The sequence below is a fragment of the Winogradskyella sp. HB-48 genome (assembly GCF_049942685.1).
In the GTDB taxonomy this organism is placed as follows: domain Bacteria; phylum Bacteroidota; class Bacteroidia; order Flavobacteriales; family Flavobacteriaceae; genus Winogradskyella.
This window is the reverse complement of the sequence record NZ_CP187934.1, coordinates 493,950-508,715: the sequence shown is the minus strand read 5'-3', so window position 1 is coordinate 508,715 and position 14,766 is coordinate 493,950. Positions and strand designations below refer to the sequence as shown.

Genomic DNA, 14,766 nt, shown 5'->3' with positions numbered 1-14,766 from the left:
AATTTATTTCAGAATCTGAAACGAGTTCTGATTGACAGAACACTTTTTTGGTAAACATCTTATGTTTTAGTCACTTTAATCTCAAAAATCATAGGAAATAACTGATCTTTCATTTTATATAGTCCGGCTTCTGTTTTAATTAAATCAGGAAAAACATCGTAAGGACTCTCATCATATTCATTAAGATAGTCTATTTGTAATCCAGCTTCAATAAGTGCGTTTACCACTTCGCTCAAGCCGTGATTCCAGCCATATTCCTTACTCACCATTTTTGAAGATTGATTAGCATAAGTCCCTTCATATTCTTCATAAATCACTTCATCTTGACTGTAGTGGTATTTCATTTCTGGTTTTCCATCTACATAATCAAACATCCAAAGAATTGGATGAAATTCAACGATATAAAACGTACCACCAACTTTTAGGCGCTCTGCAATCATCTTTGCCCAAGGTTTTAAGTCTGGCAACCAACCAATAACACCATAACTCGTGTATACAATATCAAAAGTTTTTGAAACGTGTTTTGAAGTGTCTAAAACATTGCAGCATACAAATTCAGCATCAAGCTGTAATTCGTCATTGAGTTGTTTGGCGAGTTTTATACCTTCATCACTCAAATCCACTCCAACACATTGTGCTCCCATGCGTTGCCAACTCAAGGTGTCCTGACCAAAATGGCATTGTAAATGCAATAAGGATTTACCGTTAACATTGCCCAAAGCTTCTAATTCGTATCGCATCAAAGAAGATTTCCCAGATTTAAAGGCTTTTAAATCATACATCTTACTTTCTGCATGTACAGCTACTTTTTTGTTCCAGGTATCTTTATTAGTTTTAAAATAGTTGTCAAAATCTTCCATGTTCTTAATAACTTTTTGTTCCTTCCCTTTGGGAAGGTTAGGATGGGCCTTAATTTTGATGTAATTTAAAACATCTTTTTATATGAAACCGCTTTACCTAAGCTTTATATGTCTGCTAATTCTTTCATCATGCAAATCCGAAAAGAAAGAAACTACTACTGAAGAGAAAGTAATAGAATTGAGTATTGCCGAAAAGATAGCCATTGCTCACGGTATTGAAAACTGGGACAATGTAAAAAAAGTAGAATTTACTTTTAAAGTTGATAGAGATACTATTAAGGGTAGTGGTAGGTCTTGGGTGTGGTATCCGAAAGAGGATAGTGTTTACATGAGTGCAGGAACTCAGGAAATAAAATATTCGAGGCGAAATTTGGATAGTGTACCAGCCAATGCAGACAGGGCTTTCATAAATGATAAATACTGGCTTTTAGTGCCATTTCAGTTAGTTTGGGATACGTCTGCAACCATTTCTGAGCCTAAAAAAGTAGAATTGCCAATTAACAAAGAACAATTGGATATGATAACTATTACCTATCCTGATGAAGGTGGTTATACGCCAGGAGATGCGTACGATATTTACTATGATGAAAATTATTTAATTAAAGAATGGACGTATAGACAGGGTAATTCACCAGAGCCATCCTTAAGTAATACCTTTGAAAATTATCAGAATTTCAACGGTATTAAGATTGCGATAGATCATAAAAAGGATAATGGCAATTGGAACTTAAATTTCACAGGTGTAAGCATAACGCTTGAATAAAGAGAATTAAAATTTTGGCATTACTTTTGTAATCTATAATGTAAGTTTCGCGTGGTCAAACCGACTTAAAACGTATAGCTTACATTTCCCGCCATTTGGCGTCTATATATTCAAGCACTTTAGTTTTCAAGCTAAAGTGCTTTTTTTAGCCTTTAAAATCTTGCTTAATATGTGCTCCATCGCAATAAGGTTTATTTTGTGAAGCACCACAACGACAAAACGCCGTAGTCTTATTTTTGATTTCTTGTTTGCCGTCTTTGTGGGTAACTTTAAGTGTCCCATAGACTAAAAGTGGCCCATTCTCTAAAACTTCAACTTTAGTTTCTAACGTCTCGGAAGTTTTATCTTCACTATCGGTCATGTAATAACTTAGTGCACCAGAAGGGCATTTTTTTACGGTTTCAATTATCTTGTCAGTTGTTGAGGCATCAATTTTTATCCAAGGTCGTTCCTTTGGCTTAAATACATTTGGTAAACCCTTTACGCACATGGCAGAGTGAATACATTTTTCAGCTTCCCATACAACGGTGACTTCGCCGTTAGAATATTCTTTTGTCTTGCTCATCTATTTTATTTTTTTTCTAGAATCTAAATTAGGTTTCTTTCTCTTTAAAGATACTTAAAATTTTAATGGTTAAAAACACCTTTAATCCCTCATTTTAAATCCTTATTTTTGTTACAAACTGAAAATCAATCTTACATTGTCCGACTATAAATCAGGTCTCGATTACGCCAAACAGCAAGACGAATTAGACAAATTATCGCACTACAGGCAGCGATTTCATATTCCAAAAGACAAAGATGGAAATGAGCTTATTTACCTCTGTGGTAATTCGCTTGGATTACAACCAAAATCCACAAAAGAATACATAAATCAAGAATTAGAAGATTGGGCAAATCTTGGTGTGGAAGGGCATACACATGCTAAAAATCCCTGGATGCCTTATCACGAATTTTTAGTGGAAGCCACAGCTAAATTAGTTGGAGCAAAACCAATTGAAGTGGTGACCATGAATTCGTTAACGGCAAATCTTCATTTTATGATGGCATCCTTCTATCAACCGACAAAGGATCGCTATAAAATTTTAATAGAAAGTGATGCCTTTCCGTCAGACAAATACGCTGTTGAGTCACAATTACGACATCATGGTTTTGATGATAAGGAAGGATTATTGTTATGGGAGCCTAGAGTAGGTGAAGAGTTGCTTAATTATAAGGATTTAGAGCAAATTCTTGAAGTACATGGAAGCGAAATCGCACTCGTCATGATTGGCGGAGTTAACTATTACACAGGGCAGTTTTTCGATTTAAAACGAATCGCTAAATTAGGTCATAGTTATGGCTGTGTGGTTGGTTTTGATTGTGCGCATGGTGCTGGAAATGTAGAGCTGAATTTGCACGAATCCAATGCCGATTTTGCAGTTTGGTGTACGTACAAATACTTAAATGCTGGACCAGGAAATTTGTCGGGATGTTTTGTGCACGAGCGACATGCTTACGATAACAACCTCAACCGTTTTACAGGTTGGTGGAGCCATAATAAGGAAACACGTTTTAATATGCGCCAGGAATTTGATGTTTTACCAGGTGCTGAAGGCTGGCAATTAAGCAATCCTCCGATTTTATCCATGGCAGCAATTAAGGCTTCATTAGATATGTTTAATGAAGTAGGTATGGATAAACTCGTAGAGAAATCTAAGAAATTGACAGGCTATTTTGAATTTTTGTTGAAACAACTTGGCGAGGATGTTATAAGAATCATCACACCATCAAATCCTGAAGAACGAGGTTGTCAGCTCTCAATTCAAGTGTTGAATGCAGATAAATCATTATTTCTAAAATTAACGGATTCTGGTGTTATAAGTGATTGGCGCGAACCTGATGTTATTCGATGTGCGCCAGTTCCACTTTACAATAGTTTTGAGGATGTGTTTAGAATGGTAGAAAAGTTGAAGGAATTTTTAAATTAAAGCCCATCCTAGCCTTACTACTTCGACTGCGCTCAGCACAGACTTGAGAAGGAACTAATTATTATAATCATGATAGACAAAACACATAACAACAACACTGAGAAAGTCTTCCCTTCTGGGGAAGATTTAGAAGGGGCTGGTAACATAGTAATAATAGGTGCAGGATTATGCGGTTCGCTTCTAGCTTTAAGATTAGCGCAAAGAGGATATAACGTTAACGTTTACGAAAGTAGACCAGATCTTCGTTTTACCGATATTTCAGCTGGTCGCTCAATAAACTTAGCCTTATCCGATCGCGGATTTAAAGGCTTACGCTTAGCTGGTGTTGAAGACAAAGCTAGAGAACTATGCATACCAATGAAAGGTCGACTAATGCACGACACGGAAGGTAACACCTTTGCATCCAACTATTCTGGTCGCGACAATGAATACATCAATTCAATTTCAAGGGGCGATTTAAACGGAATGTTATTGACAGAAGCCGATAAGTACAATAATCTAACCATTCATTTTAATACTGAATGCGAAACCGTAGATTTAGACACAAACACGGTTCATTTTAAAAACCGAAACACAAGAGAAACCTTTAAAATTACAGCAGATGTTATCTTTGGAACAGATGGCGCAGGTTCAGAATTAAGAAAAAGCTACTTTTTACAGCGTAAATTCTTATTCAGTTTTTCACAAAATTTCCTAACTCACGGTTATAAAGAATTAGAGATTCCTGCAGCAGCAGATGGAAGTCATCAAATCAGCAAAGATTATTTACACATTTGGCCAAGAGGCGAATATATGCTTATCGCTTTACCAAATTTAGACGGAAGCTTTACCGTAACCTTGTTTTTAGGTCATGAAGAAGGTGAGTATAATTTCAAAGATTTAGATACTGAAGACAAAATAAAAACCTTTTTCCAAGCGCAATTTCCGGATGCTTTAGCGCTAATTCCAAATATTGCAGATGAGTTTGCCAATAATCCAACAGGTGCTTTAGGGACTATAAAATGTTCACCCTGGCATTACAAAGGTAATACCTTAATTTTAGGGGATGCGGCACATGCTGTTGTTCCGTTTTACGGTCAAGGAATGAATGCTTCTTTTGAAGATGTAGCAGTTTTAGATGGCATTATCGACAAATATGAAAGAGATTGGGAAACCATTTTTAAAACCTACCAATCGGTTAGAAAAGCAGATGCAGACGCTATTGGTGAATTAGCCGAAGAGAACTATTACGAAATGCGAGATCACGTTGCTAATCCAATTTTCAAGAAAAAACGCCAATTAGAAATGCAACTAGAAAAGCATTTCCCAGAGCAATATTTTTCAAAATACTCGATGGTAACATTTAATGAAAATATTGGCTATCATGAAGCTATGACCAAAGGTCGTGCACAAGACAAAGCCATTTTAAACATGATTGCAGATAACGAGATTGATTTAAATGATGATCTTTCGATTTTATTAAAAGTAGTACAAGAAAAAACTAACAACATTATTGATGACGACAACGTTGCAAAAACGATGCATCATTAAGACAAAAAAATTATGAATACAAGCGAAGGGACCAAAGTAACACCTAGAGGTGCATATCCACACGTAAAAGTGGTAGGCGATTTCATTTTCGTTTCAGGAACCAGTTCTAGACGTGCAGACAATACCATTGCAGGTGTAGAACTCATTGACGAAATGAATACCAAAAAATTAGATATCGAAGTTCAAACCAGAGAAGTTCTAAAAAACATCGATAAAAATTTACAAACGGTTGGGGCAGGTCTAAGGGATGTGGTCGATGTCACCACCTTTTTAGTAAATATGAACGATTTTGCTGGTTACAACAAAGCTTACGCTGAGTTTTTTGACAAGGAAACAGGTCCAACGAGAACAACAGTTGCTGTACACCAATTACCACATCCTGATTTATTGGTTGAGATAAAGGTGATGGCATTCATCAAAAGGGATTAAAGAACTAAGACACGAGACTAAGCTGTCTTGATTCTTGAGTCTTGATTCTAACATCTATTAAAAATAATGAACATCAAAAACTACATAAACGGTGAATTTGTAAACCCAGAAAGCAATCAATGGATTGACAACTACAACCCTTCAAACGGTGAAGTCTATGGGCAAATCCCAAACTCATCAAAAGAAGACGTAGAGCAAGCCTATGAAGCTGCACAATCTGCTTTTCCTAGTTGGAGTCAAACCACTTTAGAAGAACGTAGCAGAATTCTAATTAAAATTTCAGAATTATTAGAAGCCAATTTAGACCGTTTTGCAGAAGCCGAAAGTAAGGACAACGGAAAACCAGTAAGTCTCGCCAAAATGGTCGATATACCAAGAGCAGCAAGTAATTTCAGGTTTTTTGGTAATGCCATTACACAATTTGCTAGCGAAAGCCACGAAAGCGTCGGTCAAAATGCGGTAAATTATACACTACGCCAACCTATAGGTGTTGTAGGCTGCATTAGTCCTTGGAATTTACCTTTATATCTGTTCACTTGGAAAATAGCACCAGCAATCGCCGCAGGTAATTGCGTCGTTGCCAAACCAAGCGAAGTTACACCAATGACGGCTTATTTGTTAGGCGAAATTTGTAACGAAGCTGGTTTACCAAAAGGCGTTTTAAATATTGTTCACGGTTTAGGCACTACGACTGGTCAAGCTATTGTAGAGCATCCAAGCATCAAAGCCATTAGTTTTACTGGTGGCACTGCAACTGGTGCACATATTGCCAAAGTTGCCGCACCACTATTTAAAAAATTATCTTTAGAATTAGGCGGAAAAAACCCAAACATCATCTTTGCCGATTGTGATTATGACGATATGTTGAATACAACCGTGCGTTCGTCGTTTGCTAATCAAGGTCAGATTTGTTTATGTGGAAGCCGAATTTTTGTGGAAGCATCTATTTATGAGACATTCAAAACAGACTTTGTAGAAAAAGTAAAAGGTTTAAAAGTTGGTCATCCTTCTGAAACAGAGACTAATATAGGTGCTTTGGTTTCAAAACCGCATCTAGAAAAGGTGAAAAGCTACATCGAAATTGCTAAAGAAGAAGGTGGAACTATTTTATGTGGCGGAAAAGAAGTTACTGTTGAAGGTTACGAAAACGGTTTCTATTTACAACCAACAGTTATCGAAGTAAAAACAGATGATTGTCGTGTTAATCAAGAAGAAATTTTTGGTCCAGTCGTTACCATTATGCCCTTTAAAACTGAAGACGAAGTTTTAGAGATGGCTAACAAAGTAAAATACGGCTTATCCGCCACACTTTGGACGAATAATCTAAAACGAACCATGCAAATGAGTAACCAACTACAAGCAGGTATTGTTTGGGTAAACACGTGGATGATGCGCGATTTACGTACACCTTTTGGTGGCGTTAAAGCTAGCGGAGTTGGTCGCGAAGGTGGATTTGAAGCTTTACGCTTTTTTACTGAGGCTAAAAATGTATGTATAAAGTATTAATGGTATTCCTGCGAAAGCAGGAATCTCATTTAACAATATAAACTAAAAAGATTCCTGCCTACGTAGGAAGTTATTATGGATTTAAAACTAAACAATAAATACGCACTAGTTTGTGGTAGCACAGCAGGTATTGGTAAAGCAACCGCTCTAGCTTTAGCTGAAGAAGGTGCAAATATCACACTTGTAGCAAGAAACGAAGACAAGCTAAAAACGGTGTTAGCAGAATTACCTAAACACAGAAATCACGATTATATCGTTGCCGATTTTTCTAATCCAATGGAGTTAAAAGAAAAAGTTGAAAGCTACATTAAAAACAATCACGGATTTCATGTATTGGTAAACAACACTGGCGGACCAGCTGGAGGACCTATTTTTGATGCAAAAATTGAAGAATTTGAAGGCGCTTTTACACAGCATTTAAAATGCAATCATGCGTTAACACAGGCTGTAGTTCCGTTTATGAAAGATGAAGCGTTTGGACGTATTATTAATGTAATTTCAACATCTGTAAAACAGCCATTAGATGGACTTGGTGTAAGCAATACCATTCGTGGCGCTGTAGCAAACTGGAGTAAAACATTAGCAAATGAGCTTGGTCAATTTGGTATTACCGTAAACAATGTCTTACCAGGTGCAACAGCAACAGAGCGCCTAACCGAAATCATTAAAAACAAAAGTGCTAAAACTGGTAAATCTGAAGAAGAATCTGCCAATGCTATGAAAAGCGCTGTACCTGCAAAACGTTTTGCAAAACCAGAAGAACTAGCTGCAGCAATCACCTTTTTGGCAAGTGAAAAAGCGAGTTATATTAACGGAATTAACCTTCCTGTTGATGGTGGAAGAACAAAAAGTTTATAAGCCTAATATTTCAAAAATATTATTCTTAATTTTATTGAATTGATGAATCTGCGTTAAGGATTGAAGCGACATTCTTTTTTACGTCAGTTTGACTGTTTTGCGAAGCATTAGCAAAATGTATCTAAAACAAGTAAAAAAGATATAGCGTAAAGCCTGACCCGATAGGGTAACGCCCAAAAAAAGTATACAATGAGCAAATTACTTCCGCCTATTAATTTTAAAGCATGGATTGAAGAAAACCGTCATTTACTGAAGCCGCCTGTGGGAAATAAAGTGGTTTGGAAAGATGCTGATGTTATTGTTATGGTTGTTGGTGGACCAAACGACAGACAAGATTATCATTATAATGAAACACCTGAGTTTTTCTATCAAATTGAAGGTGACATGGTTTTAAAAGTGATTGAAGATGGTGAGTCAAAGGATATTAATATAAGAGAAGGTGAAATTTTTGTCTTGCCACCCAAAGTACCACATTCTCCGCAGCGAAGTGCAAACACAGTTGGTTTGGTTATAGAATATCCAAGACCAGAAGGTGTAAAGGATAAATTGCAATGGTACTCTGATGAGGATACGAGTTTGATTTATGAAGAAGAGTTTATGCTTGATAATATAGAAACTGATATGCCTGCCATTTTTGACCGTTATAAAGATATGGTCAAAAAAGGTGCATTTAAGAAATAAGCCAAAGAATATCTAACTCAACACAAAACAATTACCTAAACTAAAGTTCGGTAATACCTAAAAGAGATGAGTAAACGCAAACTAAGAATAAACGGTCACTCGCACTTATTACCTTATCCAGAAGAGATTCCTGATTTTATGAAAGATAAAGGCATTTTTTGGGTCGATAAAGACCGAAAATTCATGCTTCAAAAAGATTGGAACAGACCAATTACGGATTCTAGTTTCTTCTTGAATGAGAAATTGGCTTGGATGGAGCATTTTAAAATAGACCATGCCGTAGTCCTAAATTTGTCTCAACTCTATGGCAATGGTTTGCGTCTTGAGGAAATGAAACAAGCCTTGCGATTTCAGAATGATTTTAATGCTCGTATTCAGCATGACCATCCGAGTAAATTTACTACGGGTTTTGTGGTGCATCCTGGTTTTGTGCGTGGTGCTTGCTGGGAAATAGAACGTTGTGTAGAGGTTTTAGGAATGCGCTTGTTGTGTTTACCAACACATTATATGGATACTATTGGGACTTGGCGTTGTATTTTCGATGAAGAAAATGAACCAATTTTTGAATTAGCAGATAAATATAATCTAGCAGTTGAAATTCATCCTTATGATGGTGAAAAGTTTATTAAGCTAGAAAATACGTCTTGGCGTTTTCACTTAATATGGATGTTGGCACAATGTGCCGATGCCTATCATTTTTTAACTTTGAATGGCTATTATGAAAAGTATCCAAATATGCGAGTCTGCTTTGCTCATGGTGGACAATTAGCTCAAATAAATCTTGGTAGAAGAATCCAAGGGTTTGATGGAAGACCAGATTTATTTGAGGGTAAAAGACACCCTAGAAAGGCTGTAGGGCATAAAAATATATTCTTTGATACGTTAGTACACGATACAGGTTCGTTGGAGTTGTTGATAAAAAATCAAACATCTAAACAGGTACTGATAGGTTTAGATGATCCTTATCCACTAGGAGAAATGGAGAGTGCCAAACAATCGTCATATCCAGGAAAAATACTAGATCTAGCGATAGAGCGAAATATTATAAACGAAGCCGAAAGAGATGCCATTTGGGAAGATAATGTCATCCAATGGTTATGTGGTGATGATGAGCAAGCCAAGACAACTTTAATCAATAGAATAACGTCCTAATTTTTTTAGATGCATTTTCTGCCTGAGGCCCTAGACAATTATATAGTATCACATTCTGAGCAAGAGCCTGAATTATTGCAACAATTAACGCGAGAAACTTACCAGAAGGTTTTACAACCTATCATGCTTAGTGGTCCTTACCAAGGTAGAGTGCTAAGCATGATTTCTAAACTTGTAAATCCTAAATCGATTTTAGAACTGGGTACTTTTACAGGCTATGCAACCTTATGTTTAGCCGAAGGGTTACAAAAAGATGGTGTTATTCATACCATTGACATAAATGAAGAGCTTTATGATTTTCAACGAAAGTATTTTGACAAATCCGAATATGGGCATCAAATAATTCAACACACAGGAAATGCATTAGACATTATTCCTGGTTTAGAAACTTCATTTGATTTAGTGTTTATTGATGCTGATAAACCTAACTATAGCAATTATTTTCATTTAATAATAGATAAGTTAAATTCTGGTGGCATAATACTTTCAGATAACGTATTATGGCATGGAAAAGTAGTAGAAGAGCTTAACGCAAAAGATATTTCTACTAAAGCTGTTTTAGACTATAACAGGCTTTTAAAAGAAGATAATCGTATTGAAACAGTTGTATTGCCAATACGGGATGGATTGACCATTAGTAGAAAGAAATAAAAAAGAGCTTTGTGTTAATTTGCAAAGCTCTTTTCAGTTTTTGATTGGTTATTGTACAGCTTGTAAAGCATCAATATTTCCATAGCCAAAGCTACTGCTTTTACTTGGGTAAAAATCTGACGATTGCTTCAATCTATTTAACACTTGAGTTCTTGACCAACTAGGATATCTAGACCAAATCAAGGCGGCTATGCCAGCAGTTGTTGCGGTTGCTACAGATGAGCCACCTGTGTATCTTCTTTGACCTGTGTTAAATCCTAAGACTGGAGGTGCTTTACTAGTGTTGTTGTCTCCTTCCATAATAATGGTGAAGTCTATTTTATCACCACTATGGCATGTGTCGCATCTTTCATAATTAGATCCGTCATCAACACCTGTAACAGCAACGGTTTCGCTCATTGTTGCAGGGAATATTACTCCAAATCCATTGGTAAAACTCGTTGAAGTTCCTCCAGCAGCAAAAATTAATTTTCCTTTACTGTAAGCGTATTTAACAGCATCTTTTATATTTCCTATTGACCAAACATAACCGATTGACATGGAAATTATTTTAACATCACTTCTATTGCCTAGTTGTGTTAATGCCATAGACACCCCTTTTCTTTCATGATAATCGTTTAGTAATACGTCTTCAGTTGCTCTGTAAGCAACTAGGTTAGCATTATATGCTACACCGACAGGCATTCCGTCATTATTTCTTGGTGCTGCCATAGTAGAACCCATTGCTGTACCATGTCCGCATTTGTCATGTGGACCATCATAGTTGCTGCTCCACCACCATGCAGAATCAATGAACGTTCCATATTTTTGAACAAATCTACCTGTAGAGGCTCCATCGTTAAATCCAGATGAGTTTAATAAATATTGTGATGCGGAAACACCAGTGTCAATAAGACCAATAGTTACACCAGACCCTGTGCTGTAATTCCAAGCTTGAGGAATATTGTGCTCACTAAAATGCCATGAAATTTGTGCATTATTAGGACTTGTAGTTGTGTAATGTGCAGAATTTATACTATCAGGATTTTTATCACAACCAGAGCTACTTTTAGCAATGAGATTAGAGTAGTGATTATAACCATTTGGCTCTAAATAGCGGACATAGTTACTTTTTCTTAGCTCAATTATGGTTTCAATTTTTGTGACTTCTACATCTATTACGGTAATAATGTCGTGTTCTACCAACTTTAAATCTTCCTTTTCAACAGCTTCATTATCAATCACAATACTGATTAATGCACTTTTTTTTGATTGTAAAATAGGGTCTTCCGTTTCGCTGAAACTTTGATTAGGATTTCCATACCCAATGGTTAGTACATTTTGCCCATGTACAACAGCACTCCATAGAAAATGTTCGTCTACGGCATTCCAATCGAAATCACCAGTATTTTCTATGGTCTCAGAAATCTTTGCATTAATTTGTTCAACGGTAAGTGGATCTTCGGGAAATTGGATAGTTTCTGATTGGTTTTCAATATTGGTATCATCTTTAGAACATGATACTAAAACTATTAATGATAATAGCATTAGCCTGAAAAGTTTTTTTTTCATTTAATATAATTTAGATTAGTTAGTGATTGTCTAAATATATTAAATTATTCTACAAAAAAACGTTATTTATTGAGGATGTATTAAAAAATTAATACAAAAACAAGGAATTATATACTTTACATGTTGCGTTTTACAGAACCTGTAAAGTTCTCAAGATCATCTTTAACTTTATTGATCTCTTCTTGAATTTCTTTTGTAGTGTCAGTATCTATAATATTGCTGTCTTTGGCACTTTTTGTAACCTCATGCTTAATGTCGTTTGTAGCATCTCTTAAAGTTCTCATGCCTTTACCCAAGCCTCTTGCAATTTCAGGTAACTTATCGGCACCAAAAACCAATACTACAATAAATAGTATAAAAATAATTTCGGTTCCGCCGATAAATAATAATTTAGCTAAATGTATCACAGTGCAAATATAGAGTGACTTTGTTGAATAAAAAAAGCCGACTCGTTAAAGTCGGCTTTAATTTTTAAAATTAATTTTCCTTAATCTTTTATTTTGTTCTTAAACTTATCAAAATCACTTTCCTGTACCTCTCGAGGCCATGAATTATTTGATGTATCAATATCTGCTGTTTCTAAGTCTGGATCTACAGTTATTGAAACTATTTCTTTATCCGTAGCTATGGCTCTACTTACTTCTTTATCATTTAATCTCCAGATTTGGGCAGGATATGTAATTTTTTCTTTAGAACCATCTGAATATTCGTATTCAACAATCAAAGGCATTACTAACCCACCTGGTTTATCAAAAGTTACCTGATAGAAATACTTTGGTGATTTCTTCATGTTCTTTTGTTGCTCTGGAGTGAAATTATCCATAATATATTCCTTTACTGTAGGAAGGTCTTCCATGGACTGACCATTTTTTATAGCATCATCATAACCTTCATCACCTTCGCCAATAAAGTACACTAGTGCATTAGGATCTATATTAAATCGCTCTGCGAGTTTTTTTCCTTCTTCGTTTGGATTATTTGTTACTGCAAATTTCTTTACTTCTTTAATGCCTATGTCAGTGTAGTCAGTGGTATAAAACCAACCTCTCCAGAACCAGTCTAAATCTACAGCTGAAGCATCTTCCATTGTTCTGAAAAAATCTTCAGGTGTAGGATGCTTAAACATCCAACGTCTTGCATATTCTCTAAATGAATAATCAAATAGATCGCGTCCCATAATCGTTTCACGAAGGATATTTAAACCTGTAGCTGGTTTACTGTATGCGTTGCTACCAAATTGATAGGTGTTTAAACCTTTTGTCATAATTGGTGCGATAAAATCTTGGTCACCTCCCATATACCTTACAATATTTTGAGCAGGTCCTCTACGCGAAGGATATTTGTCGTGACCTGGTGATAAAGCCGTTGGATTCCACTCACCAAAATCTTGCTCAGCTACATACTGAACAAAAGTGTTTAAACCTTCGTCCATCCATGTCCATTGACGCTCATCACTATTGACGATCATTGGGAAAAAATTGTGCCCAACCTCGTGAATGATAACGCTAATCATCCCATATTTAGTTCGGTCGGAATAGTTGCCATTCTCATCTGGACGACCAAAATTGTAACAAATCATAGGATACTCCATACCCATTGGTGCATGAACTGAAATTGCCTTATGGTAAGGGTAATCAAAAGTCATTCGAGAATAAGATTTTAATGTGCTTGCAACGGTTCTTGTAGACCATTGTTCCCAAAGAGGATTACCTTCTTTAGAGTACAAAGAAACCGCCATGACATCTTTGTTGCCGATTTTTACAGCCATCATATCCCAAATGAATTTACGAGACGTTGCAAAACCAAAATCTCTTACCATTTGCGCTGAAAGTTTCCATGTTTTTTTCTTATCGCTTTTTGTTTTTTCAGTTTTACGAGCTTCATCTTCTGTTACAATCATTACAGGTTTGTCAAAAGATTTTTTTGCTTGATTGTAGCGATTCATCATCTCTTTAGTAAAGACTTCTTCTCTATTGGTTAGATAACCCGTCCCGTCTAGGATATGATCTGCAGGTACTGTAATATTAACATCAAAATTACCGAATGGTAATGCAAATTCATCCCTTCCCCAAAATTGAGAGTTTTGCCAACCTTCAACATCATTATATACAGCCATACGTGGATAGAACTGTGCCATAACGTATATTCTATTGTCGTTTTCTTCAAAGTACTCGTAACCAGAGCGCCCACCATCTTTTACGTGATCATTAATATTGTACCACCATTTTATTTTAAAGGAAAACTTATCGCCACTCTTCATTGGTTTAGGCAATTCTACACGCATCATAGTACGGTTTATGGTGTGGGCCAAATCTTTATCATTAATATCCTTTACGTATTCTATATTGAAACCACCATCAAATGGTTCATTTAGATATGTGCTTGTAGCTCTTGAAGCTGAGGTTGCTGGGCCAATACCAGAACTATTAATTAAAGGTGTTTTAGAGTCCTTAGCTCTCATGTTTTGGTCTAACTGTACCCATAGATAAGTAAGTTCGTCTGGCGAATTGTTGGTGTAAGTGATAGTTTCACTACCATACAATTTGGCATTAACATCATCTATTTCTATGTCCATTTTGTAGTCTGCCTGTTGTTGATAGTAAGCAGGACCAGGTGCTCCAGAACCAGTTCTGAACATGTTTGGAGTCGCAAATTCATCATATAACTGTTTGAATTTGTTTTGGTTGGTGTGACCAGGTTTGCGCTCTGGCTTAGTGTCTTCTTGTGCAAAAGTATTTGCAAAAACAAAAAGCATTGCACCAAATACGTACTTGAAAATTTTCATTGTAATTAGTGTTATTTAAAAATGATTCCG

At 36.1% G+C, this 14,766-nt stretch carries 14 protein-coding genes; 9 read left to right on the top strand and 5 right to left on the bottom strand.

Going from position 1 to position 14,766, the window contains the following annotated elements:
- Positions 1-59 precede the first annotated feature (59 nt).
- The gene (locus ACPX19_RS02455) at positions 60-860 is read right to left on the bottom strand and encodes a class I SAM-dependent methyltransferase (RefSeq protein WP_426431274.1); all 801 of its coding nucleotides are present in this window, start codon (positions 858-860) and stop codon (positions 60-62) included.
- 82 nt (positions 861-942) lie between these two features.
- Between ACPX19_RS02455 and ACPX19_RS02450 the strand changes: the two genes are divergently transcribed.
- Positions 943-1,623, top strand: a complete 681-nt coding sequence (locus tag ACPX19_RS02450; protein ID WP_426431273.1) for a hypothetical protein — start codon at positions 943-945, stop codon at positions 1,621-1,623.
- Positions 1,624-1,768: 145 nt separating this feature from the next.
- Here ACPX19_RS02450 and ACPX19_RS02445 read toward each other — a convergent pair whose 3' ends face one another.
- On the bottom strand, positions 1,769-2,188 hold the full coding sequence (locus ACPX19_RS02445) for a (4Fe-4S)-binding protein (protein ID WP_426431272.1): 420 nt from the start codon (positions 2,186-2,188) through the stop codon (positions 1,769-1,771).
- A 136-nt stretch (positions 2,189-2,324) separates the two neighbouring features.
- On the opposite strand from ACPX19_RS02445, the gene kynU reads away from it, so the two are divergent.
- The 8 genes from kynU to ACPX19_RS02405 all read left to right on the top strand — a co-directional run bounded on the left by kynU (position 2,325) and on the right by ACPX19_RS02405 (position 10,400).
- Positions 2,325-3,593, top strand: coding sequence for a kynureninase (gene kynU, locus ACPX19_RS02440; protein ID WP_426431270.1), 1,269 nt, complete (start codon positions 2,325-2,327; stop codon positions 3,591-3,593).
- Positions 3,594-3,662: 69 nt separating this feature from the next.
- Positions 3,663-5,123 (top strand): FAD-dependent oxidoreductase, encoded by a 1,461-nt coding sequence (locus tag ACPX19_RS02435; RefSeq protein WP_426431269.1) that lies wholly within the window; start codon positions 3,663-3,665, stop codon positions 5,121-5,123.
- A 12-nt stretch (positions 5,124-5,135) separates the two neighbouring features.
- On the top strand, positions 5,136-5,552 hold the full coding sequence (locus ACPX19_RS02430) for a RidA family protein (protein WP_426431268.1): 417 nt from the start codon (positions 5,136-5,138) through the stop codon (positions 5,550-5,552).
- 66 nt (positions 5,553-5,618) lie between these two features.
- Positions 5,619-7,058: an aldehyde dehydrogenase gene (locus tag ACPX19_RS02425; protein ID WP_426431267.1), complete on the top strand. Its 1,440-nt coding sequence runs from the start codon at positions 5,619-5,621 to the stop codon at positions 7,056-7,058.
- Between the two features lie 75 nt (positions 7,059-7,133).
- The gene (locus ACPX19_RS02420) at positions 7,134-7,916 is read left to right on the top strand and encodes an SDR family oxidoreductase (protein WP_426431266.1); all 783 of its coding nucleotides are present in this window, start codon (positions 7,134-7,136) and stop codon (positions 7,914-7,916) included.
- A 189-nt stretch (positions 7,917-8,105) separates the two neighbouring features.
- Positions 8,106-8,597 (top strand): 3-hydroxyanthranilate 3,4-dioxygenase, encoded by a 492-nt coding sequence (locus tag ACPX19_RS02415; RefSeq protein WP_426431264.1) that lies wholly within the window; start codon positions 8,106-8,108, stop codon positions 8,595-8,597.
- 66 nt (positions 8,598-8,663) lie between these two features.
- Complete coding sequence (locus tag ACPX19_RS02410; protein ID WP_426431262.1) at positions 8,664-9,749, top strand: amidohydrolase family protein; 1,086 nt, start codon at positions 8,664-8,666, stop codon at positions 9,747-9,749.
- Positions 9,750-9,758: 9 nt separating this feature from the next.
- Entirely contained in the window at positions 9,759-10,400 is a 642-nt protein-coding gene (locus ACPX19_RS02405; protein WP_426431261.1) for an O-methyltransferase, read from the top strand.
- Positions 10,401-10,448: 48 nt separating this feature from the next.
- Here the strand turns inward: ACPX19_RS02405 and ACPX19_RS02400 are convergent, their stop codons facing one another.
- From ACPX19_RS02400 to ACPX19_RS02390, 3 genes are all read right to left on the bottom strand, one after another.
- On the bottom strand, positions 10,449-11,951 hold the full coding sequence (locus tag ACPX19_RS02400) for a S8 family peptidase (protein ID WP_426431259.1): 1,503 nt from the start codon (positions 11,949-11,951) through the stop codon (positions 10,449-10,451).
- Positions 11,952-12,067: 116 nt separating this feature from the next.
- Positions 12,068-12,358 (bottom strand): Sec-independent protein translocase subunit TatA/TatB, encoded by a 291-nt coding sequence (locus ACPX19_RS02395; RefSeq protein ID WP_426431258.1) that lies wholly within the window; start codon positions 12,356-12,358, stop codon positions 12,068-12,070.
- An 80-nt stretch (positions 12,359-12,438) separates the two neighbouring features.
- Positions 12,439-14,736: a M1 family metallopeptidase gene (locus tag ACPX19_RS02390; RefSeq protein ID WP_426431256.1), complete on the bottom strand. Its 2,298-nt coding sequence runs from the start codon at positions 14,734-14,736 to the stop codon at positions 12,439-12,441.
- Positions 14,737-14,766 lie beyond the last annotated feature (30 nt).